Raw genomic sequence first — 24,820 nt, 5'->3', positions numbered from 1 at the left:
GCCGTGCTTTTCGCTTGTAGCTTGCAGCTTGAAACTTGAGGCAAAAAAAACCGGCCACCAGGGCCGGTTTTTTATGCACTTGGCAAATTACAGCTTGCCAGCGTTCTCGCTCAGGTAAGCCGCGACGCCTTCCGGCGAAGCGTTCATGCCCTTGTCGCCTTTCTTCCAGTTGGCCGGGCAGACTTCGCCGTGCTCTTCGTGGAATTGCAGGGCGTCGACCAAGCGCAGCAGCTCGTCCATGTTGCGGCCCAGCGGCAGGTCGTTGACGATCTGCGAGCGGACAACACCATTGGTGTCGATCAGGAAGGCGCCACGGAAGGCAACACCGCCTTCGGACTCGACGTCGTAGGCCTTGCAGATTTCGTGGGTCATGTCAGCCGCCAGGGTGTACTTGACCTGGCCGATGCCGCCATTGTTGACCGGGGTATTGCGCCAGGCGTTGTGGGTGAAGTGCGAGTCGATCGACACGCCGATCACTTCAACGTTGCGCGCCTGGAAGTCAGGGATGCGGTTGTCCAGAGCGATCAGCTCGGACGGGCAGACGAAGGTGAAGTCCAGCGGGTAGAAGAACACCAGGCCATACTTGCCCTTGATGGCCGAGGCCAGGTTGAAGCTGTCGACGATTTCGCCGTTGCCCAGCACGGCTGGAACGGTGAAGTCCGGGGCTTGTTTGCCAACGAGTACGCTCATTCGATCTCTCCTGATGAGGGGGGAAAACCTTGTCCGGGCGGAACGCGTTCCCCCGGATCCAACAAAGGCTGACCATCATACACAGCTTTGCGTGACAGGCCGAATCTCTACCATCGGTCGCTCTGGCGCGGGCCTTACACAAAGTGTTTTGACAACCATTCTCATTACTATTACTCTCCAACCCATCGAATCAACCTGCGATGGTCAGCCTTTATGTATGTGTGTCTTTGTGTCGGTGTCACCGACGGACAGATCCGCGATGCGATCTACGAAGGATGCTGCAGCTACAAGGAAGTTCGAGCCGCCACCAGTGTTGCCAGCCAATGCGGCAAATGCGCATGCCTCGCCAAGCAGGTGGTACGCGAAACCCTCACCGAGCTGCAACTGAGCCAGCAGGCCGCCCTGCCCTACCCCGTTGAATTCAACGCGGCGTAATTCCCCCAAATTCGAAGAACCGGACCTAGTGTCCGGTTTTTTTATGCCTGCAATTCAATAAGTTAGCGCTCGAACGCGGTTCACAAACATTCTTATTCCGATTAATTTTCATTTATTATTCAATCACTTAGGTTTGACACAGATAGTTGCGAGGCTCAAACTTGTTTGCATTGGCTCAACTTCTACAGGTCAGACCCCATCATGAAAGGCGACGTAAGCGTCATCCAGCATCTCAACAAGGTCCTCGGAAACGAGCTGGTCGCAATCAACCAGTACTTCCTGCATGCGCGCATGTACGAAGATTGGGGCCTGAATCGGATCGGCAAACTCGAGTACAAAGAGTCCATCCAGGCGATGAAGGATGCAGACAAGCTGATCAAGCGCATCCTCTTTCTCGAAGGTATTCCCAACGTCCAGGACCTGGGCAAGCTCATGATTGGCGAGCACACCAAAGAGATGCTCGAGTGCGACCTGAAGCTCGAGAAAAAGGCTCACGTCGACCTGAAAGCCGCCATCGCCCATTGCGAAACCGCTGGCGACTTCGGTTCGCGCGACGTGCTCGAGGACATCCTCGAGGACCAGGAAGAGCACATCGACTGGCTGGAGACTCAACTGGGCCTGATCGACAAGATCACTATCGAGAACTACCTGCAGTCGCAGATGGGCGAAGAGTAACTGCAAGACCGACGACAACAAAAAGCCCCGCTATTGCGGGGCTTTTGCATCCTGGCAAGGAACGCCGGAATCAGGCTTCGGAAGCCTTGGCCTTGGCGGCCGCATCCTTGATCAGGGTCTGCAGTTCACCATTTTCGAACATCTCGATCATGATGTCGCTGCCGCCGACCAGTTCACCCGCCACCCAAAGTTGCGGGAAGGTAGGCCAGTTGGCGTACTTGGGCAGGTTGGCGCGGATTTCCGGGTTCTGCAGGATGTCGACATAAGCGAACTTCTCGCCACACCCCATCACGGCTTGCGAAGCCTTGGCCGAGAAGCCGCACTGCGGGGCATTCGGCGAACCTTTCATGTAAAGCAGAATGGTGTTGTTGGCGATCTGCTCTTTGATTGTATCGATGATATCCATGAAGCACCTCGGCTGAACTTTCCGACTGGGTCGTCGGCACGGTGACGCATTGTATCGGAAAGCCGAGCGGCGTGCTCGGCCTTGCCGATGCTCAGGCGGCCTCCACTTGTACAGGTACGCCATTGAGGGCGGCGTTGCCGGATACGCCATCACGCAAGTGCTCGTCGGTCAGGTCATTGGCACTCACGCCCGGCTGTGCACCGGCCACCTGCAAGCGCGCGCCCTGGCGCCCGTGACCGTAGCCATGGGGCAGGCTGACCACCCCTGGCATCATCTCCTCGCTAGCTTGGACAGGCACTTCGATCACGCCCGTGCGTGAGCGGATCCGCACCATCTGCCCGTCTTGCAACTGGCGGTGGAGCAGATCATCCGGATGCATCAGCAGATGATGCCGCGGTTTGCCTTTGACCAGCCGATGATAGTTGTGCATCCAGGAATTGTTGCTGCGCACGTGACGGCGGCCGATCAGCAACAACTGGCCTGCCGTCGGCGCTGCCTGCCGGGCCAGACGCTGCAGGTCACCGAGCAGTACCGCCGGTGCGGCTTCGACTTTGCCGCCAGCCGTGCGCAAGCGTACCGCCAGGTTGGCACCCAGCGGCCCTAGATCCAGGCCGTGGGGGTGCTCATCGAGCATCTGCAGGGAAAGCTTCCAGGACGAGTCGTCACCATAAGGGCCCTTGCGCAAGGCAAAGTCGATCATTCGTGCCGGTGGCAGGGTCGCCTTGAGCTCGACCTGCGCACGCTGGGCAAAGGCTTCGGCCAGGCCTACGAAAATCTCCCAGTCATGCAGCGCCCCCTCCGGTTTGGGCAGGATCGCCCGGTTGAAGCGGGTGACGTTGCGTACCGCCAGCAAGTTGAAGGTGGAATCGTAGTGGTCATTCTCCAGCGCCGAGGTGGAGGGCAGGATCAGGTCAGCATGACGCGTGGTTTCGTTGATGTAGAGGTCGATGCTGAGCATGAACTCCAGGCCGGCCAAAGCCTCGTCCAGGCGCCGCCCGTTGGGCGTGGACAGCACCGGGTTGCCGGCCACGGTCACCAATGCCCGTACCTGCCCGTCACCGGGCTCGAGGATCTCCTCGGCCAAGGCCGAGACCGGTAGCTCACCAGCATATTCGGGCAACCCCGAGACGCGGCTGCGCCACTGGTCGAAGTGGCCACCCGAGGTGCTGGCGACCAGATCGACCGCCGGCTCGGTGCATAACGCACCGCCAACCCGATCGAGGTTGCCGGTGACCAGGTTGATCAATTGCACCAGCCAGTGGCACAACGAGCCGAAGGCCTGGGTCGATACCCCCATCCGGCCATAGCACACCGCTTTGTCGGCGGCGGCGAAGTCCCGCGCCAATCGGCGGATTTCCTCGGCCGGGATGCCGCACAACGCGCTCATGCTGGCGGCATCGAACGGCAGGATCGCCTCGCGCACCTGCTGCAGGCCATTGATCGGCAGGTGCGAACCACGGGCCAGGCCCTCGGCGAACAGGGTATGCAACAGACCACACAACAGCGCTGCGTCGCCACCGGGGCGAATGAACAGGTGCCGATCGGCCAGTAACGCCGTCTCGCTGCGCCGCGGATCCACCACCACCAACTGCCCGCCCCTGGCCTTGAGTGCCTTCAGGCGTTTTTCCACATCGGGGACGGTCATGATGCTGCCATTGGAAGCCAGGGGATTGCCGCCAAGAATCAGCATGAACTGCGTGTGGTCAATGTCCGGAATAGGCAACAACAGGCCATGGCCGTACATCAGGTGGCTGGTCAGGTGCTGCGGCAGCTGGTCCACCGAGGTGGCCGAGAAGCGGTTGCGGGTCTTGAGCAGGCCGAGGAAGTAGTTGCTGTGGGTCATCAAACCATAGTTGTGCACGCTGGGGTTGCCCTGGTAGACCGCCACTGCGTTACGTCCATGGGCTTGCTGCACCGCCCACAGCCGCTCTGCGGCGAAGGCGAAGGCCTCGTCCCAGCCGATCGCCTGCCACTGGTCACCGATGCGCCGATGAGGCTGGCGCAGGCGGTCGGGGTCTTCCTGGATATCCTGCAGGGCGACCGCCTTGGGGCAGATGTGGCCGCGGCTGAACGGATCCTGCGGATCACCCTTGATCGAGCTGATCCGCGGCGGTCCCTCTGCCTCATGGGTGATTTCGATGTTCAGGCCACAAATGGCCTCGCACAGGTGACAGGCTCGGTGATGCAGGGTCTTGGTCATGGCCGCCTCTGCCTTGTTGTTCTGGAGGTTCGACTATGCGCCGCACCAACCGGGCTTGCCAGCGCGCTTCGCCGCATGAATCGGGCGACATCAGGCCGACGATTCGCGACGATGAATTTGCCAAAATCGAGGTAAGCCGTGTACAACCTCTGTAGCAAATAAAAAACAGCTGCTCGCCAAAGGCTTACGACACCCTTTGACACAGAGGCGCTGTTTCCCCTCTTGGTTTAAGGCGACATTTAATTATAGTATTGCGCCTTTCCCTATTCCGTCCGCCCCGTGCGGCTTACGCCGCAGGTCACTCCCGTTGTCAACAAAACCCATACGGTCGACCTGCAAAACGTTGCAGATAAGGTAGTCAATCATGAGCGCTAGGCACTTTCTCTCCCTGCTGGATTTCACCGCTGACGAATTGCTCGGCGTGATCCGTCGCGGCATCGAGCTGAAGGACCTGCGTAAACGAGGCGTGCTGTTCGAGCCGTTGAAGAACCGCGTGCTGGGGATGATCTTCGAGAAATCCTCGACCCGTACCCGGGTATCGTTCGAAGCGGGCATGATCCAGCTTGGCGGCCAGGCGATCTTCCTGTCGCCGCGCGACACCCAGCTGGGCCGCGGCGAGCCGATCGCCGACAGCGCCATCGTGCTGTCGAGCATGGTGGATGTGGTCATGATCCGCACGCACGCCCACAGCACGCTCACCGAATTCGCCGCCAATTCGAAGGTGCCGGTCATCAATGGCCTGTCCGACGAATCGCACCCCTGCCAGTTGCTGGCAGACATGCAGACCTTCTTCGAGCACCGTGGCGCGATCCAGGGCAAGACCGTGGCCTGGGTCGGCGACGGCTTCAACATGTGCAACTCCTATATCGAAGCTGCCGTGCAGTTCGATTTCCAATTGCGCATCACTTGCCCTGAAGGCTACGAGCCCGATCCGCGCTTCCTGCAATTGGGCGGCGACCGCGTGCAGATCATCCGTGATCCGAAGGAAGCCGTGCGCGGCGCCCACCTGGTAACCACGGATGTCTGGACTTCCATGGGCCAGGAAGAGGAAACTGCACGCCGCCTGGCGCATTTCGCGCCTTACCAGGTCACCCGCGAACTGCTCGACCTGGCGGCACCCGACGCCCTGTTCATGCATTGCCTGCCCGCCCACCGTGGCGAGGAAATCAGCCAGGACCTGCTCGATGACCCCCGCTCGGTCGCCTGGGACGAAGCTGAGAACCGCCTGCATGCGCAGAAGGCCCTTCTGGAATTTCTTGTAGAACCGGCTTACCACCACGCATGAGTCAACAGCTACTGCTCAACCTGCGCAACCTGGCCTGCGGCTATGGCGCGCAGCGCATCGTCCAGAACCTCAACCTGCACCTCAACGCGGGCGACATCGGTTGCCTGCTAGGGTCGTCCGGTTGCGGCAAGACCACCACGCTGCGCGCCATCGCAGGGTTCGAGCCGGTGCACGAGGGCGAGATCCAGCTGGGAGGCGAGGTCATCTCCCGCGCCGGCTTTACCCTGGCTCCAGAGAAACGCCGGATCGGCATGGTGTTCCAGGACTACGCACTGTTTCCCCATCTGACCGTCGCACAGAACATCGCCTTCGGCATCGCCAAGCATCCGCGCCAGGCTATGGTGGTCGAGGAGATGCTCGAACTAGTCAAGCTGGCCGGCCTCGGCGGGCGTTACCCGCACGAACTGTCGGGTGGCCAGCAGCAACGCGTGGCACTGGCCCGGGCGCTTGCGCCGGAGCCACAGTTGCTGTTGCTTGACGAGCCGTTCTCCAACCTCGACGTGGAGCTGCGCCGACGCTTGAGCCATGAGGTCCGTGATATTCTCAAGAGCCGAGGCACCAGCGCCATCCTGGTCACCCACGACCAGGAAGAAGCCTTTGCCGTCAGCGATCACGTAGGGGTGTTCAAGGAGGGGCGCCTGGAGCAGTGGGACACGCCCTACAACCTCTACCACGAACCGCAGACCCCGTTCGTCGCCAGCTTCATCGGCCAGGGCTACTTCATTCGTGGCCAGATGAGCAGCCACGAAGCAGTAAGCACCGAACTCGGCGAGCTTCGCGGCAACCGAGCCTACACCATGGCACCCGGCAGTTCGGTGGACGTGTTGCTGCGCCCTGACGACATCATCCACGCTCCAGACAGCACGTTGCGAGCGCAGATAATCGGCAAGAGTTTCCTTGGCGCTTCAACCTTGTACCGCCTGCAGCTTCCCACCGGCAGCCAGCTTGAAGCGATCTTCCCCAGCCACAACGACCACCCGCTCGGCCAACAGGTCGGTATTGCAGTGGCGGCCGAACACCTGGTGTTGTTCGCGGTGCCCGGCAGCGTTGCCGCGCAGCTGACGCGCCAGGAGAGCGGTGTGCGGCGCATCAGCTCGGCGCTGTAGGATTTGACAAGCATTATGGGGCATGCACGCTTTTGCATACCGCTACAACGGTGCGGAAGCGGACTTGCTTCGCGAACGGCTTGAATCACAGCACCAAGGTGCCAGAGGCTACCAACCGGGCCTGCCCACCAATCTTCACCCGCTGCCCCTGCAGTCGGCAGAACAGCTCCCCACCACGTGCGGAGAGCTGGAACGCGTGCAATTGCGACCTGCCAAGGCGTGCCGCCCAGTAAGGAATGAGCGAGCAGTGAATCGAACCGGTGACAGGATCCTCGGGGATTCCAATACTCGGTGCAAAATAGCGCGACACGAAATCGTGCTCTTCACCAGGCGCCGTTACGATTACGCCCAAACCCGGCAGTCTTGCCAACGCCACCATGTCTGGCGCGCAGGCACGCACGGCTTGCTCAGAAGCCAGTACAACCAGCAGCTCCTTGGTCTGGTAAACCTCCTGTACCTCGCACCCCAGCGCCTCGGCCACGGCCACCGACTCAGCCATGGGCTGAGGATCAATGCGCGGGAAATCGAGCCACAGGCGGCCCCCTTCACGCGCCACGCTCAATGGACCGGACAGGCTTTGAAAGTCCAGACGAGGCTTCTGCTCACCATAGACCTCGAACAGAACATGGGCACTGGCGAGGGTGGCATGACCGCACAGCGGCACTTCGGTTGCGGGGGTGAACCAGCGAATCCGGTAGCCCTCTCCTTCAGCGACCACGAACGCAGTTTCGGCGAGGTTGTGCTCGGCGGCGATCTGCTGCATCAGCGCATCGTCGAGCCACTGTTCCAGGTGGTAGACCATGGCCGGATTGCCGGCGAAGGGCCGGTCACTGAACGCATCGACCTGGTGAAAATGCAGTTGCATGCCACGACTCCTGTGTAGGGCGCAAAGGCCACGAGCATGGAGCAAGGCGTCTGGACCGAACAGTGACAGAGTCGTGGAATTTGAATCAGTACAGATGATCAGCCACGGCCGATCTCGGCGAACTGTGCCTGGGTATGGGCAGCGAGCACTGCTGCGGCGAGTTCCACCTCCAGGCCGCGGCGGCCAGCGCTAACATGAATCGTTTCATGTTGTTGCGCGGATTGATCGATGAAAGTGCGCAGGCGCTTCTTTTGTCCCAGCGGGCTGATCCCGCCAACCAGGTAGCCCGTGGCGCGCTGGGCAGCCTGGGGGTCGGCCATTTCGCATTTCTTCACGCCGGCCGCATGGGCCAATGCCTTCAGATCGAGCGTTCCACCCACCGGCACCACTGCCACCAGCAGCTCACCTTTTTCGCTGCTGGCGAGCAGCGTCTTGAACACGCGCAATGGGTCAAGGCCGAGCTTTTCCGCAGCCTCCAGACCGTACGATGCGGATTTCGGATCATGTTCGTAGCTGTGCACGCGGTGTTCGGCACGCGCCTTTTTCAATAGGTCCAGGGCGGGGGTCATCAACGGCTCCAGGCGATCACAAGTCGCCCGGTACTTTAGGGTAAATCCGCCGGGGCAGCCAGCGCAGGACCCAGGCTAGAGCAGCGGCCGTGGGTTCACCGCGCGGCACGGTAGTCAGAATGTGGCTGAACGTTCATTTTCGACCTTTGACATCAGCGTTTCTTGTCTATATTTTTTCGTTTATGAATAAATGGTGCACCTATAAGGTGCGCCTCCTGTACCCGCCCGGCGTCAATGGGGATCGACTCCGGGCTTTTTGCTGTCGAGCGCCCAGCGCCTCACAACAACAAGAACCGAGGTCATACATGACGAATGCTCTACGACAACCCACGCTTTCCGCCCAGTGCCTGGCGGAATTCCTCGGCACTGCCCTACTCATCTTCTTCGGTACCGGCTGTGTTGCCGCGCTCAAGGTCGCCGGGGCCAGCTTCGGCCTGTGGGAAATAAGCATCATCTGGGGGGTCGGCGTGAGCATGGCGATCTACCTCACTGCCGGTGTGTCCGGCGCGCACCTGAACCCGGCGGTCAGCATCGCGCTGGCCGTGTTCGCCGGCTTCGACAAGCGCAAGCTACCGTTCTACATGCTCGCCCAGGTGTGCGGCGCATTCTGCGGCGCCGCGTTGGTGTACTTCCTGTACAGCAATCTGTTCTTCGATTTCGAACAAAGCCACGCCATGTTGCGCGGCAGCCAGGCCAGCCTCGAACTGGCCTCGGTGTTCTCCACCTATCCGCACCCGGCGCTATCCACCGGCCAGGCGTTCCTGGTCGAAGTGATCATCACCGCCATTCTGATGGCCGTGATCATGGCCCTGACCGACGACAACAACGGCCTGCCCCGTGGCGCCACCGCGCCCCTGCTGATCGGCCTGCTGATCGCCGTGATCGGCAGCGCAATGGGCCCGCTGACCGGGTTTGCGATGAACCCGGCGCGCGATTTCGGGCCTAAACTGATGACCTTCCTGGCCGGCTGGGGCGAAGTTGCCTTCACCGGCGGGCGCGATATTCCGTATTTCCTGGTGCCGGTGTTCGCGCCGATCCTCGGCGCCAGCCTGGGCGCGGCCCTGTACCGCGGGCTGATCGCCCGCAATTTGCCGACGACACAAGCCGCGGCTCAACAGACAGACGATAATCCTCAGGGCGACACCCAGGTTTCCTGATGCCAACGCCGGGCCCGGGCTGACACCCGGCGCCCGCCACGCCCTGAACTACCCCCTATTCGTGCAAGGCCACCGACATGACCGATACCCTGGACAAGAACTACATCATCGCCCTGGACCAGGGCACCACCAGTTCGCGCGCCATCATCTTCGATCGCGACGCCAACGTGGTGGGCACCTCGCAGCGTGAATTCGCCCAGCACTACCCACAGGCGGGCTGGGTCGAGCACGACCCGATGGAAATCTTCGCCACCCAGAGCGCGACCATGGTCGAGGCCCTGGCCCAGGCCGGCATCAGCCACGCCCAGGTCGCCGCCATCGGCATCACCAACCAGCGCGAGACCACCGTCGTCTGGGACAAGGAAACCGGGCGCCCGGTGTACAACGCCATCGTCTGGCAATGCCGGCGCAGCACCGAGATCTGCGCTCAGCTCAAGCGCGACGGCCATGAGCAATATATCCGCGAGGCAACCGGCCTGGTCACCGACCCGTACTTCTCCGGCACCAAGCTCAAGTGGATCCTCGATAACGTCGAGGGCGTGCGCGAACGCGCCGAGCGTGGCGAGCTGCTGTTCGGCACCATCGATACCTGGCTGATCTGGAAATTCTCCGGCGGCAAGGTGCATGTCACCGACTACACCAACGCCTCGCGCACGCTGATGTTCAACATCCACAGCCTGCAATGGGACGAAAAGCTCCTCGATATCCTCGGCATCCCAAGCCAGATGCTGCCCGAGGTTCGCCCGTCGTCCGAAGTCTATGGCCACACCAAGAGCGGAATTGCCATCGCCGGTATCGCCGGTGACCAGCAATCGGCGCTGTTCGGCCAGATGTGCGTGGAGCCCGGCCAGGCCAAGAACACCTACGGCACGGGCTGCTTCCTGCTGATGAACACCGGCGACAAGGCGGTGCAATCGTCCCACGGCCTGCTCACCACCATCGCCTGCGGCCCGCGTGGCGAAGTGGCCTACGCCCTTGAGGGCGCGGTCTTCAACGGTGGCTCCACCGTGCAGTGGCTGCGCGACGAACTGAAGATCGTCAACGACGCCTACGACACCGAGTACTTCGCCAGCAAGGTCAAGGACAGCAACGGCGTCTACCTAGTGCCAGCCTTCACCGGCCTGGGCGCGCCCTACTGGGACCCGTACGCCCGGGGCGCGCTGTTCGGCCTGACCCGTGGCGTCAAGGTCGACCACATCATCCGTGCCGCCCTCGAGTCGATCGCCTACCAGACCCGCGACGTGCTCGACGCCATGCAGCAGGACTGCGGCCAGCGCCTGTCCGAACTGCGCGTGGACGGTGGCGCGGTAGCCAACAACTTCCTCATGCAGTTCCAGGCCGACATTCTCGGCACCTGCGTCGAGCGTCCGAAAATGCGCGAAACCACAGCACTGGGCGCAGCCTACCTGGCGGGCCTGGCCTGCGGTTTCTGGAGCGGCCTGGACGAGCTGCGCGACAAGGCGATCATCGAGCGCGAGTTCAGCCCGCAGTTGGACGAAGCGGCCAAGGAGAAGCTGTACAAGGGCTGGCGCAAGGCCGTGGATCGCACCCGCGACTGGGAAGATCACGACGCCTGAAGCTATGAAGTCGGGGCCGCTGCGCGGCCCCGACTGAGCAACGGCCTACTGGTCGCCATCCCCTTCCTGCGGCATCATTGCAGAATTTGTCCGGCTGCCCCAAAGGACCGCCCATGAATCTGCCCCCACGCCAACAACAAATTCTCGAGCTCGTCCGCGAACGCGGCTATGTCAGCATCGAGGAAATGGCGCAGCTGTTCGTCGTCACCCCACAGACCATCCGCCGCGATATCAACCAGCTCGCCGAAGCCAACCTGCTGCGCCGCTACCATGGTGGGGCCGCTTACGACTCGAGCATCGAGAACACCGCCTACGCCATGCGCGCAGACCAGATGCGCGACGAGAAGCAACGCATCGCCGACGCCGTGGCCCGGCAGATTCCCGACCATGCCTCGCTGTTCATCAACATCGGCACCACCACCGAATCCATCGCCCGCGCCCTGCTCAACCACAATCACCTGAAAGTCATCACCAACAACCTGCACGTGGCGGCGATCCTGGCGGCCAAGGACGATTTCGAAGTGCTGGTGGCCGGCGGCACGGTACGCCGCGACGGTGGCGTGGTTGGCCAGGCAAGCGTCGACTTCATTAATCAGTTCAAGGTCGATTTCGCCGTGGTCGGCATCAGCGGCATTGACGAGGACGGTAGCCTGCTGGACTTCGACTACCAGGAAGTACGGGTATCCCAGGCCATCATCGCCAATGCCCGCCAGGTGCTGCTGGCGGCGGACTCAAGCAAGTTCGGGCGCAATGCCATGGTTCGCCTGGGCTCGATCAGCCTGGTCGACTGCCTGGTGACCGACCAGGCACCTTCCCCGGCCCTGACCCAGTTGCTCAACCAGTACAAGATTCGCCTCGACGTGGTTTGAGACCGCCCGCCTCGCCTATTGCAAGCAGTCGGGTCGAGCACCGTCCTGGCGGCGCTTGATCTTCCTGCCTTGCAAATCGATCACCCTGCCTTTTCGAAAATGTTCATTTCCCTGTCATCCGATCAGTTTTTTCTATGAAGACTGACTGGCCGCCGCCTGTTCATTAGGCTACTATTTTCGCAAACGAACATTGATGTTCACATTCGCTGTGAACAGCCCCAGGAGGCCTTGCCCGTGTCCCAGCCCGTTTCGTCCCAGCCCCCCCTCCAAGACTGCTACGACCTCGCCGTTATCGGCGGTGGCATCAATGGCGTGGGCATTGCTGCCGATGCCGCCGGGCGTGGCCTCAAGGTGTTCCTTTGTGAAAAGGATGACCTGGCACAACACACCTCCTCGGCCAGCAGCAAGCTGATCCACGGTGGCTTGCGCTACCTGGAGCACTATGAGTTCCGCCTTGTACGCGAAGCCCTGGCCGAGCGTGAAGTGCTGCTGGCCAAGGCGCCGCACATCGTCAAGCCCATGCGCTTCGTGCTGCCGCACCGCCCGCACCTGCGCCCCGCCTGGATGATCCGCGCTGGTTTGTTCCTCTACGATCACCTCGGCAAGCGCAAGCGCCTGGGTGCTTCGCGCAGCCTGCGCTTCGGCCCGGGTTACCCGCTCAAGCCGGCCATCACCCGCGGTTTCGAATATGCCGACTGCGCGGTGGATGACGCCCGCCTGGTAGTGCTCAACGCGATGGCCGCGCGTGAACAGGGCGCGCAGATCCGCACGCGCACCCGCTGCCTGCGCGCCGAACGCATCGATGGCGTGTGGCAGGTGGAATTGCAGAACGCCGATGGCAGCCTGCAGACCATTCGTGCCCGCGCCTTGGTCAATGCTGCCGGCCCCTGGGTGGCCAGCTTTATCAAGGACGACTTGAAGCTCGACGCGCCCTACGGTATCCGCCTGATCCAGGGCAGCCACCTTATCGTGCCGCGTCTGTACGAAGGCGAACATGCCTATATCCTGCAGAACGAAGACCAGCGCATCGTTTTCTGCATCCCGTACCTGGACCGTTTCACCCTGATCGGCACCACCGACCGCGAATACAGCGGCGACCCGGCCAAGGTGGCGATCACCGAGCAGGAAACCGATTACCTGCTGAATGTAGTGAACGCCCACTTCAACCACCAACTGAACCGCAGCGACATCCTGCACACTTACTCCGGGGTGCGTCCGCTGTGCAACGACGAGTCGGACAACCCGTCGGCGGTGACCCGTGACTACACACTGGCGTTGTCCGCAAGTGAAGGGCAGGCGCCGCTGCTGTCGGTGTTCGGGGGCAAGCTCACCACCTACCGCAAGCTGGCCGAATCGGCCATGGCCGAACTCAAGCCGTTCTTCACCCAGATGCGCGGTAGCTGGACTGCCGATGCGCCATTGCCAGGCGGTGAAGACATGAGCACTGCTCAGGCACTCGCCGCAGACATACAAGCTCGTCACGGCTGGTTGGCACCAGATATCGCCAAACGCTGGGCGATTACCTACGGCAGCCGAGCCTGGCACATCCTTGACGGTATGAACGGACCTGAGGACCTGGGCCAATCCATCGGGGGCGGACTGTTCAGCCGAGAAGTGGATTATCTTTGCCAGCAGGAATGGGCGCTGGACGCCGAAGATATTCTTTGGCGCCGCACCAAGCTGGGCTTGTTCACAAGCTTCTCGGAGCAACAGGCTCTCGCCACCTATCTGCGGGCTCGCTCCGAACAGGCTTGCGCCGCTTGAAAGCATCCCATGCGCCCCGCGATGGGCGCCCGGGAGCGATTGCGCAGGTATTCAGCAATACAGACGCTGGTAGACCTCACGGGCCAGCGTCCTGAGCAAGCGGCGCTCGGCGAGCTCGAACTCGTACATCAGTGCGTTGCTGCGTAGCGTGAAGGTCCAATCATCAATCCGGCTTTGCTCGACATCCGCCTCCAGCGCTTCCATGCGCAACCGCAGCGGTTCAGCCAACGCAGCGAATCGAGAAGCGTAGCGCTCGCGCACATGGGCCGCCCAGAACGGGCGCTGTGCAGTCGACTCGATCAACGCATCTGCCGTTTCAGCGCCCAATACCTGGTCTTGCGCACGGAGCACGTCACTGGTAGTCACCCGGGCGTGACCTTGGTAATGCATTGAGTCCGACTCCAGCGGCAAGCCGAGTGGGTGTAGCAGTTTGTAACGATAGAAAAACCTTACCTCAATCTCATCTACCGGCAGGCTGGCCTCACGTATTCGCTCAACGTGCCGGGCCGCGATGCGGTCCACCTCATCCAGGCGGAACAACGATCGCCCAAGGCGCATCAGCCGATCCTCGACATCAACAGCAGGTACACCACTGACTGCTCGCTCGACCAGTACGCCAAGCTCCAACTGGCTGAGAATCAACAGCAGGCCGTCTTCGCAGGTGCGCTGGCCGGAAGCCTCCAGGAACAACCGCTGGCGTACCGCCTCATGCTGTTCGCAGTAGTCCAGGATACGCCACACTCGAGTTCGGTAATGGCCTGCATGCTCCCCGAAGTCCACCGAATCGGAAAAGTCGGCCAGAAATTGAAACAAACCCGCTGATCCAGGTTCCTCGCTCAGCGCCTGCCACACTGCCCGCCAACGTTCACGCTCACGCCCACTGGCAGAACCCAGCCAGGTTTCACACAGTTGCTCATCAACTGGCTGATGACGATATCCTGCAGCACCTCTTGCCGCGCCCACCGCACCGCCGCTAGCTTCGTCCAGCAGCCCCTCACTTCTTTCATCCAGGGGATTGTCGTGCAGGGCGAGCCGCTCGACCTGTTGGCGCAACTCCAAGAGGTCCTGGCGCAGTTGACGGATGCGGTTGTCGCGAAGGTCGACAGTGGCCCGCCAGGAAACGCGATCAGGCAGCGCCTCCAGCCCCACAGCTCGCAGACTCACGGTGCGCAGGCTGCGTAGATGAGTCAACACCGGGGCCCGGCGCAGCGGGTTGTGGCTGAGGTCCAGCACCTGTAATGAATTAAGTGCGGCAAGCCGACGCTGGCCTACGTGATCGAGCTCGATCCGGTTGCCTTGCAGATGCAAATGCCGCAGATGCTCCAATGTCTCGATGCCTGCAGGAATTTCAGTCAAATGGTTGCCAGACAAGTTCAACTCGACCAGATTGGGGAAGCGACGCAAAAAGCCCTCATCCAGCTCGGCAAGCGCCATGTCGCGGAGCGTCAAGCGCCGGACGTGGTGGTAATCCACTCCATCGGGCAATGCGGGCAGGCTACCTACGCGCTCACCTTCGATTTCCAGTACGTACTCGTCAGCCAGGTTGGTGAGTTTGCGCCGCCAACTACGCCGCAGCGCATTCGCCACATTTCGCCGCCTGCGCGCATCCAGCGCGTTGACGGCCTCGCGGCGCCACGACTGCAAATGGCTTTTCAGACCGGCCAATTGCTCCTGCAGCTGGGCGTAATGCTCCCAGAAACCTATACGCTGGTTCATCAGATTCATCAGGTAGGCGTGCATTTCGTCGTCGCTGAGCGTCGGGAAGATTTGATGAATACCGCGTCGAATGGCTTGTCGGCTTCCCCCCGCCCGCCCGCTCAAGGCGTACCCCACACGCCCGTCTGCAAAGCCTACCGGCGGGCGGAAAGCATCCTGCGATACCAGGCCCATCAATAGAGCCGCCTGTTGCCTATCGGCCGCGGCATTAGCCGCCAGCCTTTCGCCCAAGGCCGTCGCGCTTATACGGCTGCCGTCGGGCAATACCGCTTGCTCTTGTTCCAGAGAGCCAAGCAGCGCCTGCATCAGATCTGCCGACTCAACCGGCCCCGAGGACCATCCGTAGCCGTCGCCATGCCTGGTGATCACCCGGATAGCGTCGCTGTCCAAAGCCCCATGGGCAGCCAGTAGCGGTCCACTCACAGAGCCCTGTCGCAGCTCTATCCGTACTCCGCTCCCCCACGGCGCCAGCCCATCGAGCAGCCCCAATGCCAGCCGCTCGGTATCGGCGTTAGCCAACCTGGGCAAGCGCAAACCGGCACAGCCGCGGTCTATACGGTGCTGTCGTGCGAGCCAACGCGCACGCTCAGCCAGTGCCAAAGGCACGCGACCGGTCGCGAGATGCTCGATCTCGGCACCCGTGGCGGCCTTGAACAGTTCACGTGCCGTACGCGCGGTCAAAGTGGGGAATTGCCTTAACAGCACGGACTCTTCAGGGCTTGGCGACATCTGGCGCTCGCTGAGTCGCTGCGCCAGCGCAGGTCCAGAAAGAGTCGGAAACTGCTCGTGCACCTGATGCAGTTCCAACGCATCCACAAGCCTGGCCGGTGCTGGCGCGCCCCGCAGGTGAAGCAACCTGATACTTGCCTCATCAATGCCGGTGACCTGAAGCAGATAGTCAGCTGTCGTATCAGGTAACTCACGCCACCGTTCGTTGAAGCGCCGTACCAGGTTCCCCGCACCCTGCCAATAATGCGGCTGTTCCAGCTCATGAACCCAACCGCCATCCTCGTTGCTCTCGATCAGCGGACGATAAGCTTCAGCATCGCGTGGGTGTCGCACGCGCCAGGTACCGGTAAGCGGATCATCGACTATGCGCAGAGAAAAGCCATCGTGTTGCCATACCCTTTCCTGGTCGCCAGCAGCGACATTGCGCGGATCGTGATAGGCCGCCAGATCGTCAGCCATCAACTTCAGGTCACCTGTCGAGGTGCATACCGGCGCCAGGCCGTCGACGAACATCGAGCGGTCAAGTACCTTGACGGCCCCTGCTGCCCCTTTGGCCATCACTGCCCCTAGGATAACGTTCTCAGCCACGCCAAAAAGATGGTCCAGTGCCCCTTGGCGATCGCCAATGCGCCAATCCTGGTAACCCTCGTAGACTTCACTGGCGATCTGCACCGCTGCAACCCCCAACATCACTTCGCCCACCAAGGGAATGAAAAGGCCTGCGAGGTTCATCAGGTCCAGCCCAAACGATGCGTAGGCGGCCAGACGACGATCTCGCTCCTCTTGATCCTCGTCGCCTGTCGGGACGGCAAGCACCCTGGCGTCGTCGAGCATTTTGCTGATCCACAGCGTCCGCAGGTGTTCGAACAAAGGGGCATCAATGACCAGACAGCGCCCATCCAGTGATACCCCGTGCGCTGCCGTGGCCTGCAGACGCTCCTCGAGCAAGGTGAAGAATGCCCCCCGGTCACGCTCGCTTATGAAACGTGAAAAGAAGCCGCGAAAGGTCTTGTCGCGCAGCCGTTCGGCCAGCGCGTCGTACAGCGCCTGCCAAGAGTCATGACGCGCAACGGGTGATAGCGGATCGCCAGGAATCCAGGCGATCACACCTAGTAAAGGCGCATCAAGCTCCTGCCGCACCTCCAGTGTCACCACCCCCCTCACGCATTTACCGAGCAGGTAGAGTTGGCGCGGCATGATGACGCCTGGCAAGGTAGGCACGATCGGCTTGGGCGCAGTTACTGGCAACAAGTGAAGATAACTTTGCTCATCCAGGTTCCCCTTGAGTGTGGCAATGCGCACAGCTACCTCAAAGTGACTGCGCAGGCTCTCCTCGAAACGTCGATGCAGCCGCTGCGCAGCCTCTCCAGGAAGGTCGCCTGGCTGATCGGATGGCACCAGGTGCTGATTGAGAAGCGCCTGGTAGCGCCCCCCTATGTCCACTTGTCGACACAGCCCTGCGAAAGCTTCGAATCCCAGCGGCAGCACACGGCCGGACTTTGCATGCAATTGCCCCTTGCGCCTAAGCCCAGGCCGGGTTTCGGTGACATGGAAATTGTGCAGGGCGGCAACCAACAGCGTGCGGATGGAAGAACGCTCGTAGCTTGGTCGATAAAGGCTAGGGGCTACCGTCGGTAAACTGAATTGCTCGACGATGCGTACTGTGCTGCGTCGGACATCGGGGCTGGCAACGCCACGCGCGCGAAGCGCAGGCTCCAGCAGTTGCTCAGCAAACTTTTCCAGCGAAGGAATACCGTCCAATACCTGCTTAAGCGCGCTCGACGCCGCCTCCTGTCGACGTAGCGCGAGGCGCAACGACAGCAAGTGATCCACGCCGTGCCGAGTCATCCACACAGGTAGTTGCCGTGCAATCAGTCCATCGATCGAATGCGGGAAAAACGGCGCGACTGTCATGTCAGGGTCCTTGACGAGATGAGAATCTCAGTACACCACTCGCGCTTGAGAAAGACCCTGTACATAGTTGCCACTTTCCATTGGCCACCTCGCAAACCGATAACAATTCGTTCGGAACACCGAACGCCAAAGAGAGATCCGTTCGGGAACCCGTCTGCTACGAGCTAAGTTTCACCGCGTCAAAAAAGATTAATACTCAGCATTTTCACAGCGTTATGATGATTATCAGGGCTTGGCACGACTCATGCTCTACACTTGGAAGCCGAATGCACCCGCTTCATGCTGTATTCGTTGAACGAAGAGTCCGCCAACGGCTCCATAAAAAAAACAAACACGTCGAGGAAAATTTGATGCGCATCGTTCGTCAATTGCTGGGCGCCGCCATCGCGGCCGCTGTCATCGCATCGCCGGTCATGGCTGAAGAGCTCACCGGTACCCTGAAGAAGATCAAGGATTCGGGCACCATCACCCTGGGCCACCGCGACTCTTCCATTCCGTTTTCCTACCTGGCAGGCAGCACTGCGCCCGTGGGTTACTCCCACGACATCCAGCTGGCCGTCGTCGAAGCCCTGAAGAAGCAACTGGGCACCGACATCAAGGTCAAGTACAACCTGGTCACTTCGCAAACCCGCATCCCGCTGGTGCAGAACGGCACCGTGGACCTTGAGTGCGGCTCCACCACCAACAACGTCGAGCGCCAGCAGCAGGTCGGCTTCTCGGTGGGCATCTTTGAAGTCGGCACCCGCCTGCTGACCAAGGTCAAGGATGGCCAGCCATCCTATAAAGACTTCCCGGACCTGGCCGGCAAGAACGTGGTAACCACCGCCGGTACCACCTCCGAGCGCATCCTCAAGGCGATGAACGCCGACAAGCAGATGAAGATGAACGTGATCTCCGCCAAGGACCACGGCGAAGCCTTCAACATGCTCGAAAGCGGCCGCGCCGTGGCCTTCATGATGGACGACGCGCTGCTGGCCGGTGAAATGGCCAAGGCCAAGAAACCGTCCGACTGGACCATCACCGGTACCCCACAGTCGTACGAAATCTACGGCTGCATGGTGCGCAAGGACGACCCAGCCTTCAAGAAGGCAGTCGACGAAGCCATCGTCGCCTACTTCAAGTCGGGTGAAGTCAACAAGAGCTACGACAAGTGGTTCCAGCAGCCAATTCCGCCAAAGGGCCTGAACCTGCAGTTCCCGATGAGCGACGAACTGAAGAAGCTGATCGCCGAGCCGACCGACAAGGCCGCGGACGAGAAGAAGTCCTGACCTCCGGCAAATAGTGGCCTGAAGCGCATCCGCGCGAATCCATCCAACAGGCCACCTAGTTAGTGTCTAACCTTTACATCCGAGGGCGTCGAACGCCCCCGGATGTATCGAGGTGCCCGTGAAACAACCGTCTGAGGGGAAATCCCGATGAATTACAACTGGGACTGGGGCGTGTTCTTCAAGTCCACCGGCGTGGGCAGCGAAACCTATCTGGACTGGTACGTCACCGGCCTGGGCTGGACCATCGCCATCGCCATCTCCGCCTGGATCATCGCCTTGCTGCTGGGCTCGCTGCTCGGCGTGATGCGTACCGTACCCAATCGTCTGGTGTCAGGGATCGCCACCGCCTACGTCGAGCTGTTCCGCAATGTGCCGCTGCTGGTGCAGCTGTTCATCTGGTACTTCCTGGTGCCGGACCTGCTGCCCGAAGGCCTGCAGGAGTGGTTCAAGCAGGACCTCAACCCGACCACCTCGGCGCTGATCAGCGTAGTCATCTGCCTGGGCCTGTTCACCGCCGCCCGTGTCTGCGAGCAGGTGCGCACCGGCATCCAGGCGCTGCCCCGCGGCCAGGAGTCGGCCGGGCGCGCGATGGGCTTCAGCCTGCCGCAGATCTACATGAACGTGCTGCTGCCCCAGGCCTACCGGATCATCATTCCGCCGCTCACTTCGGAATTCCTGAACGTGTTCAAGAACTCCTCGGTGGCCTCGCTGATCGGCCTGATGGAGCTGCTGGCGCAGACCAAGCAGACCGCCGAGTTTTCCGCCAACCTGTTCGAGGCGTTCACCCTCGCCACGCTGATCTACTTCACCCTGAACATGGGCCTGATGCTGCTCATGCGCATGGTCGAGAAGAAAGTCGCCGTGCCTGGCCTGATTTCCGTGGGGGGCAAGTAAATGGAAATGGATTTCAGCGAAATCATCCCCGCGCTGCCCGCCCTGTGGGACGGCATGCTGCTGACCCTGCAACTGATGGTCATGGGTGTGGTTGGCGGTATCGCCCTGGGCACCGTCCTGGCCCTGATGCGGCTGTCGTCGAGCAAGCTGCTGGCCAACGTCGCCGGCGCCTACGTCAACTACTTCCGCTCCATCCCGCTGCTGCTGGTGATCACCTGGTTCTACCTGGCGGTGCCCTTCGTGCTGCGCTGGATTACCGGTGAAGACACCCCCGTGGGCGCGTTCACCTCCTGCGTAGTGGCGTTCATGATGTTCGAGGCGGCGTACTTCTGCGAAATCGTGCGTGCCGGCGTGCAGTCGATCTCCAAGGGCCAGATGGGCGCCGCGCAAGCGCTGGGCATGAGCTACGGCCAGTGCATGCGCCTGATCATCCTGCCCCAGGCGTTTCGCAAGATGACTCCGCTGCTGCTGCAACAGAGCATCATCCTGTTCCAGGACACCTCGCTCGTCTACACCGTCGGCCTGATCGACTTCCTCAACTCGGCCCGCGCCAACGGCGACATCATCGGGCGCTCCCACGAGTTCCTGATCTTCGCCGGTGTCGTCTACTTCCTCATCAGCTTCTCCGCTTCGTGGCTGGTCAAGCGCCTGCAAAAAAGGATCGCCGTATGATTTCCATCAAGAACGTCAACAAGTGGTACGGGGACTTCCAGGTACTGACCGACTGCAGCACCGAGGTCAAGAAAGGTGAAGTGGTGGTGGTCTGCGGCCCCTCCGGCTCGGGCAAGTCGACGCTGATCAAGTGCGTCAACGCCCTGGAGCCGTTCCAGAAAGGCGACATCGTGGTCGATGGCACCTCCATCGCCGACCCGAAGACCAACTTGCCGAAATTGCGTTCGCGGGTGGGCATGGTGTTCCAGCACTTCGAGCTGTTCCCGCACCTGTCGATCACCGAGAACCTGACCATCGCCCAGCGCAAGGTGCTCGGCCGTAGCGAGGCCGAAGCCACCAAGAAGGGCCTGGCCCTGCTCGACCGCGTCGGCCTTGGCGCCCACGCCAAGAAGCACCCCGGCCAGCTGTCGGGCGGCCAGCAGCAGCGCGTGGCGATCGCCCGCGCCCTGTCGATGGACCCGATCGTCATGCTGTTCGACGAACCGACCTCGGCGCTGGACCCGGAGATGGTCAACGAAGTACTGGACGTGATGGTCGAACTGGCCCACGAAGGCATGACCATGATGTGCGTGACCCACGAGATGGGCTTCGCCCGCAAGGTCGCCAACCGGGTGATCTTCATGGACAAGGGCAACATCATCGAGGACTGCCAGAAGGAAGACTTCTTCGGCAACCCCGAAGGCCGCCACGAGCGTACCCAGCACTTCCTCAGCAAGATCCTGCAACACTAAGTCGGCCACAGTGACGCTGCCCGGCCACTTGCCGGGCAGCGGAAGCTGGTCGTGACAAGGCCACTGTGATGAAATGCGACCCTTCGCTCCTTCGCCCTGCCCAGCCCACCGTGAAATCCCGCCTGATTCGCCAATTGCTCGTCCCCCCGCTGGTCATCCTATTGATGGTCGGTCTAGGGATGGCTGGCTTCCTGATCAGCGAAAGCAACGGCATCCGCACGCTCAGCGAAAACGGCGAGCGCCAGTTGGAGCTGCATGCGCGCACCGTCGAAAGCGAAATCAGCAAGTACACCTACCTGCCCAGCCTGCTCGAGCTGGAAGACAGCGTCTCGCGCCTGCTCACCGACCCTGACGCCGGCGACCGCCAGGTCGTCAACGAATACCTCGAGGGCCTGAACCGGCGCAGCCGCAGCCGGGCGATCTTCGTCCTCGATACCAATGGCCGGGTCCAGGCCACCAGCAACTGGCGCGACGCCGACTCCTTCCTCGGCGAGGACCTGGCATTCCGCGCCTATTTCCAGGTCGCCGTGCGCGGCGAACCCGGGCGTTTCTACGGTATCGGCAGCACCACCGGCGAGGCTGGCTACTATCTGGCCCACGGCCTGGAGGAGCACGGCAAGATCATCGGCGTGGCCGTGATCAAGGTGCGCCTCGATACCCTGGAGGAGCGCTGGCAGCGCGCCCGCCTGGAAGCCTTCGTCAGCGACGAGAACGGCATCATCATCCTTTCCAGCGACCCGTCCCGACGTCTGAAGTCGGTGCGGCCGCTGAACCCGCAGATCAAGGAACGCCTGGCGCGCAGCCTGCAGTACTACTGGTGGCCGCTCAACGAGCTGCAACCGCTGGCCCGGGAAACCCTGTCCGACGGCGTGGAAAAACTGACCTTTCCGGCCAACAGCGAGACCGAGCACGGCAAGCAGCACAATGTCTCCTACCTGGCACAGACCCGACGCCTGGCCGACACGCCCTGGCACTTCACCCTGCTTACCCCCTTGCAGGACCTGCGCCGCGAGTCGATGGTGCAGGGCATCCTGGTCGGGGTGGCCTTTGCCCTGCTGGCGATCCTGGCCATCGCCTGGAACGAGCGACGCAAGGTGATCGCCACCCGCCTGGCGGCCCGCGAGGCCCTGGAAGAGGCGAACAGCCAGCTGGAACGCAAGATCACCGAGCGCACCGCCGACCTGCGCGCTAGCAACGAACGCCTCAAAGGGCAAATCCGCGAACGCCGCCACGCCGAACAGACCTTGCGCCACGCCCAGGACGAACTGGTCCAGGCCGGCAAGCTGGCGGCCATCGGGCAGATGTCCACCAGCATCGCCCACGAACTCAATCAACCGCTGGCGGCGTTGCGCACCCTGTCGGGCAATACCGTGCGCTTCCTCGAGCGCGGCGCGCTGGAAACCGCCAGCGCCAACCTGCGCACCATGAACGACCTGATCGATCGCATGGGCCGCATCACCGCCAGCCTGCGCTCGTTCGCCCGACGTGGCGACGACAGCGGCCAGGCGTCTTTGGAAAAGGCCGTGGAAGCCACGTTGCAAGTGCTGGCCAACCGTATCAGCGCCTGCCACCTGCATTTGCACCGCCAGTTCGACGATGCGTTGCTGGCCATCGACCAAACTCGCCTGGAACAGATCCTGGTCAACCTGATTGGCAACGCCCTCGATGCCATGGCCACACAGCCCTTGCCACAACTGTGGCTGGAAGGCGAGAGGCAGGGCGACAAATACCGCCTGCGGGTGCTAGACAATGGCCATGGCATAGACGCCGAGGCGCGCAAGCACCTGTTCGAACCCTTCTTCACCACCAAACCGGGCGAGCATGGCCTGGGCCTGGGCCTGACCTTGTCGGCGAGCCTGGCCACTGCCGCCAAGGGTACACTGAGCGTCGAACATCCCGCCGGTGGCGGCACCGCATTCGTCCTTGCCCTGCCCCTGGCCACGCCCCCTAGCGAATTGGCTGAGCCTCTATGAAACAAGCACCTCTCACCGTCCTGATCGTCGAAGACGACCCGCACGTGCTGCTCGGCTGCCAGCAGGCGCTGGCCCTGGAAGACATCGCCTGCGAAGGCGTCGGCAGCGCCGAGCAGGCCCTCGAGCGCATCGGCGACGACTTCGCCGGCATCGTCGTCAGCGATATCCGCCTGCCGGGCATCGATGGCCTGGAGCTGCTCAACCGTCTCAAGGCACGCGACCGCAGCTTGCCGGTGGTACTGATCACCGGACACGGCGACATCGACATGGCGGTCGGTGCCATGCGCAACGGCGCCTACGACTTCATGGAAAAACCATTCTCGCCAGAGCGACTGGTCGATGTGGTGCGCCGTGCCCTGGAACAACGCGGCCTGTCGCGCGAGGTGTTCGCCCTGCGTCGCCAACTGGCCGAGCAGAGCAGCCTGGAAGGTCGCATCATCGGCCGCTCACCGGCCATGGAACAACTGCGCGAGCTGATCGCCAACGTCGCCGACACTTCGGCCAACGTCCTGATCGAAGGCGAGACAGGTACCGGCAAGGAGCTGGTTGCCCGCTGCCTGCACGACTTCAGCCGACGCCAGGGCCAGCCATTCGTGGCGCTGAACTGCGGCGGTCTCCCGGAGAACCTGTTCGAAAGCGAGATCTTCGGCCACGAAGCCAATGCCTTCACCGGTGCCGGCAAGCGCCGCATCGGCAAGATCGAGCACGCCAACGGCGGCACGCTGTTCCTCGACGAAGTCGAGAGCATGCCGATCAACCTGCAAATCAAGCTGCTGCGGGTACTGCAAGAGCGCACTCTGGAACGCCTGGGCTCGAACCAGAGCATCCCGGTGGACTGCCGGGTGATCGCCGCGACCAAATCCGACCTCGCCGTACTGGGCCAGAGTGGCCAGTTCCGCAGCGACCTGTACTACCGCCTCAACGTCGTCACCCTCGAGCTGCCACCACTGCGCGAGCGACGCGAAGACATCCTGCAACTGTTCGAACACTTCCTACAACAGTCAGCCTTGCGCTTTGACCGCGAGCCCCCCACCCTCGACAGCCAGACCCTGTCGCAGTTGCTGGCCCACGACTGGCAAGGCAACGTGCGCGAGCTGCGCAACGTCGCCGAACGCCATGCCCTGGGCCTGCCCGCGTTCAAGAAGGGGAGCAGCGGCGGGGCCAGCCAAGGGCTAGGTTTCGCCGAAGCGGTAGAGGCATTCGAACGCAACCTGCTCAGCGATGCCCTGCAGCGCAGCGGTGGCAATCTCAGCCAAGCCAGCCAGGAACTGGGGATGGCCAAGACCACGCTGTTCGACAAAGTGAAGAAGTACGGCCTCGGCTGA

20 protein-coding genes are annotated in these 24,820 nt (G+C 61.8%); 14 read left to right on the top strand and 6 right to left on the bottom strand.

From position 1 onward, the window contains the following. Positions 1–87 precede the first annotated feature (87 nt). Positions 88–690, bottom strand: coding sequence for a peroxiredoxin (locus OH705_RS20155; protein WP_023629028.1), 603 nt, complete (start codon positions 688–690; stop codon positions 88–90). Between the two features lie 213 nt (positions 691–903). On the opposite strand from OH705_RS20155, the gene OH705_RS20150 reads away from it, so the two are divergent. Next, positions 904–1,125, top strand: coding sequence for a bacterioferritin-associated ferredoxin (locus tag OH705_RS20150; RefSeq protein ID WP_038706663.1), 222 nt, complete (start codon positions 904–906; stop codon positions 1,123–1,125). Between the two features lie 201 nt (positions 1,126–1,326). Further along, on the top strand, positions 1,327–1,800 hold the full coding sequence (bfr, locus tag OH705_RS20145; RefSeq protein WP_023629026.1) for a bacterioferritin: 474 nt from the start codon (positions 1,327–1,329) through the stop codon (positions 1,798–1,800). A gap of 70 nt (positions 1,801–1,870) precedes the next feature. Here bfr and grxD read toward each other — a convergent pair whose 3' ends face one another. Both grxD and OH705_RS20135 read right to left on the bottom strand, forming a co-directional pair. Further along, a complete protein-coding gene (gene grxD, locus OH705_RS20140) occupies positions 1,871–2,206 on the bottom strand; it encodes a Grx4 family monothiol glutaredoxin (protein WP_031314504.1) in 336 nt (111 codons plus the stop codon). Positions 2,207–2,297: 91 nt separating this feature from the next. Next, complete coding sequence (locus OH705_RS20135; RefSeq protein ID WP_267302838.1) at positions 2,298–4,406, bottom strand: molybdopterin oxidoreductase family protein; 2,109 nt, start codon at positions 4,404–4,406, stop codon at positions 2,298–2,300. Between the two features lie 364 nt (positions 4,407–4,770). Here OH705_RS20135 and argF point away from each other — a divergent pair, with 364 nt between their 5' ends. Continuing rightward, positions 4,771–5,691, top strand: coding sequence for an ornithine carbamoyltransferase (gene argF / locus OH705_RS20130; protein ID WP_038706664.1), 921 nt, complete (start codon positions 4,771–4,773; stop codon positions 5,689–5,691). After that, on the top strand, positions 5,688–6,797 hold the full coding sequence (locus OH705_RS20125; protein WP_023629021.1) for an ABC transporter ATP-binding protein: 1,110 nt from the start codon (positions 5,688–5,690) through the stop codon (positions 6,795–6,797). Before argF ends, OH705_RS20125 begins: the two co-directional genes overlap by 4 nt. Positions 6,798–6,882: 85 nt before the next feature. Here the strand turns inward: OH705_RS20125 and OH705_RS20120 are convergent, their stop codons facing one another. Both OH705_RS20120 and ybaK read right to left on the bottom strand, forming a co-directional pair. Then, positions 6,883–7,662, bottom strand: a complete 780-nt coding sequence (locus OH705_RS20120; protein ID WP_038706665.1) for a PhzF family phenazine biosynthesis protein — start codon at positions 7,660–7,662, stop codon at positions 6,883–6,885. 98 nt (positions 7,663–7,760) lie between these two features. Continuing rightward, entirely contained in the window at positions 7,761–8,231 is a 471-nt protein-coding gene (gene ybaK, locus OH705_RS20115; RefSeq protein WP_023629020.1) for a Cys-tRNA(Pro) deacylase, read from the bottom strand. A 305-nt stretch (positions 8,232–8,536) separates the two neighbouring features. Between ybaK and OH705_RS20110 the strand changes: the two genes are divergently transcribed. The 4 genes from OH705_RS20110 (at position 8,537) to glpD (ending at position 13,598) form a co-directional block, all read left to right on the top strand. Next, positions 8,537–9,388, top strand: a complete 852-nt coding sequence (locus OH705_RS20110; protein ID WP_267302837.1) for an MIP/aquaporin family protein — start codon at positions 8,537–8,539, stop codon at positions 9,386–9,388. Positions 9,389–9,465: 77 nt separating this feature from the next. Continuing rightward, positions 9,466–10,965 carry a glycerol kinase GlpK gene (gene glpK / locus OH705_RS20105; protein ID WP_046854445.1) on the top strand — a complete coding sequence of 500 codons (1,500 nt, stop codon included), beginning with the start codon at positions 9,466–9,468 and terminating at the stop codon, positions 10,963–10,965. Positions 10,966–11,078: 113 nt separating this feature from the next. Then, on the top strand, positions 11,079–11,834 hold the full coding sequence (glpR, locus tag OH705_RS20100; RefSeq protein WP_023629017.1) for a DNA-binding transcriptional repressor GlpR: 756 nt from the start codon (positions 11,079–11,081) through the stop codon (positions 11,832–11,834). A 234-nt stretch (positions 11,835–12,068) separates the two neighbouring features. Continuing rightward, a complete protein-coding gene (gene glpD, locus OH705_RS20095) occupies positions 12,069–13,598 on the top strand; it encodes a glycerol-3-phosphate dehydrogenase (protein WP_267302836.1) in 1,530 nt (509 codons plus the stop codon). Positions 13,599–13,649: 51 nt separating this feature from the next. Here glpD and OH705_RS20090 read toward each other — a convergent pair whose 3' ends face one another. Continuing rightward, on the bottom strand, positions 13,650–17,957 hold the full coding sequence (locus OH705_RS20090) for an NEL-type E3 ubiquitin ligase domain-containing protein (protein ID WP_267302835.1): 4,308 nt from the start codon (positions 17,955–17,957) through the stop codon (positions 13,650–13,652). 350 nt (positions 17,958–18,307) lie between these two features. Between OH705_RS20090 and OH705_RS20085 the strand changes: the two genes are divergently transcribed. The 6 genes from OH705_RS20085 to OH705_RS20060 all read left to right on the top strand — a co-directional run bounded on the left by OH705_RS20085 (position 18,308) and on the right by OH705_RS20060 (position 24,820). Continuing rightward, complete coding sequence (locus OH705_RS20085) at positions 18,308–19,225, top strand: glutamate/aspartate ABC transporter substrate-binding protein (RefSeq protein ID WP_031314503.1); 918 nt, start codon at positions 18,308–18,310, stop codon at positions 19,223–19,225. Positions 19,226–19,372: 147 nt separating this feature from the next. Further along, positions 19,373–20,119 carry an amino acid ABC transporter permease gene (locus OH705_RS20080; RefSeq protein WP_023629014.1) on the top strand — a complete coding sequence of 249 codons (747 nt, stop codon included), beginning with the start codon at positions 19,373–19,375 and terminating at the stop codon, positions 20,117–20,119. Next, positions 20,120–20,791, top strand: coding sequence for an amino acid ABC transporter permease (locus OH705_RS20075; RefSeq protein WP_023629013.1), 672 nt, complete (start codon positions 20,120–20,122; stop codon positions 20,789–20,791). After that, a complete protein-coding gene (locus OH705_RS20070) occupies positions 20,788–21,522 on the top strand; it encodes an amino acid ABC transporter ATP-binding protein (protein ID WP_038706667.1) in 735 nt (244 codons plus the stop codon). The genes OH705_RS20075 and OH705_RS20070 overlap by 4 nt, the downstream gene beginning before the upstream one ends. A 68-nt stretch (positions 21,523–21,590) precedes the next feature. Continuing rightward, positions 21,591–23,495: a sensor histidine kinase gene (locus OH705_RS20065; protein WP_094012400.1), complete on the top strand. Its 1,905-nt coding sequence runs from the start codon at positions 21,591–21,593 to the stop codon at positions 23,493–23,495. After that, positions 23,492–24,820 (top strand): sigma-54-dependent transcriptional regulator, encoded by a 1,329-nt coding sequence (locus OH705_RS20060; protein ID WP_023629617.1) that lies wholly within the window; start codon positions 23,492–23,494, stop codon positions 24,818–24,820. Before OH705_RS20065 ends, OH705_RS20060 begins: the two co-directional genes overlap by 4 nt.

Origin of the sequence: Pseudomonas sp. BJa3 (assembly GCF_026343815.1) — a bacterium.
GTDB classification, from domain to species: domain Bacteria; phylum Pseudomonadota; class Gammaproteobacteria; order Pseudomonadales; family Pseudomonadaceae; genus Aquipseudomonas; species Aquipseudomonas soli.
This window is presented reverse-complemented; position numbering and strand designations above follow the sequence as displayed.

Coding starts and splice junctions, on each gene's coding strand:
- OH705_RS20120 (WP_038706665.1), bottom strand. CDS start 7,662: ATGCAACTGCATTTTCACCAGGTCGATGCGTTCAGTGACCGGCCCTTC.
- glpR (WP_023629017.1), top strand. CDS start 11,079: ATGAATCTGCCCCCACGCCAACAACAAATTCTCGAGCTCGTCCGCGAA.
- grxD (WP_031314504.1), bottom strand. CDS start 2,206: ATGGATATCATCGATACAATCAAAGAGCAGATCGCCAACAACACCATT.
- OH705_RS20150 (WP_038706663.1), top strand. CDS start 904: ATGTATGTGTGTCTTTGTGTCGGTGTCACCGACGGACAGATCCGCGAT.
- OH705_RS20070 (WP_038706667.1), top strand. CDS start 20,788: ATGATTTCCATCAAGAACGTCAACAAGTGGTACGGGGACTTCCAGGTA.
- OH705_RS20065 (WP_094012400.1), top strand. CDS start 21,591: ATGAAATGCGACCCTTCGCTCCTTCGCCCTGCCCAGCCCACCGTGAAA.
- OH705_RS20110 (WP_267302837.1), top strand. CDS start 8,537: ATGACGAATGCTCTACGACAACCCACGCTTTCCGCCCAGTGCCTGGCG.
- OH705_RS20085 (WP_031314503.1), top strand. CDS start 18,308: ATGCGCATCGTTCGTCAATTGCTGGGCGCCGCCATCGCGGCCGCTGTC.
- OH705_RS20060 (WP_023629617.1), top strand. CDS start 23,492: ATGAAACAAGCACCTCTCACCGTCCTGATCGTCGAAGACGACCCGCAC.
- OH705_RS20135 (WP_267302838.1), bottom strand. CDS start 4,406: ATGACCAAGACCCTGCATCACCGAGCCTGTCACCTGTGCGAGGCCATT.
- glpK (WP_046854445.1), top strand. CDS start 9,466: ATGACCGATACCCTGGACAAGAACTACATCATCGCCCTGGACCAGGGC.
- OH705_RS20075 (WP_023629013.1), top strand. CDS start 20,120: ATGGAAATGGATTTCAGCGAAATCATCCCCGCGCTGCCCGCCCTGTGG.
- OH705_RS20080 (WP_023629014.1), top strand. CDS start 19,373: ATGAATTACAACTGGGACTGGGGCGTGTTCTTCAAGTCCACCGGCGTG.
- OH705_RS20155 (WP_023629028.1), bottom strand. CDS start 690: ATGAGCGTACTCGTTGGCAAACAAGCCCCGGACTTCACCGTTCCAGCC.
- OH705_RS20125 (WP_023629021.1), top strand. CDS start 5,688: ATGAGTCAACAGCTACTGCTCAACCTGCGCAACCTGGCCTGCGGCTAT.
- bfr (WP_023629026.1), top strand. CDS start 1,327: ATGAAAGGCGACGTAAGCGTCATCCAGCATCTCAACAAGGTCCTCGGA.
- argF (WP_038706664.1), top strand. CDS start 4,771: ATGAGCGCTAGGCACTTTCTCTCCCTGCTGGATTTCACCGCTGACGAA.
- OH705_RS20090 (WP_267302835.1), bottom strand. CDS start 17,957: ATGACAGTCGCGCCGTTTTTCCCGCATTCGATCGATGGACTGATTGCA.
- ybaK (WP_023629020.1), bottom strand. CDS start 8,231: ATGACCCCCGCCCTGGACCTATTGAAAAAGGCGCGTGCCGAACACCGC.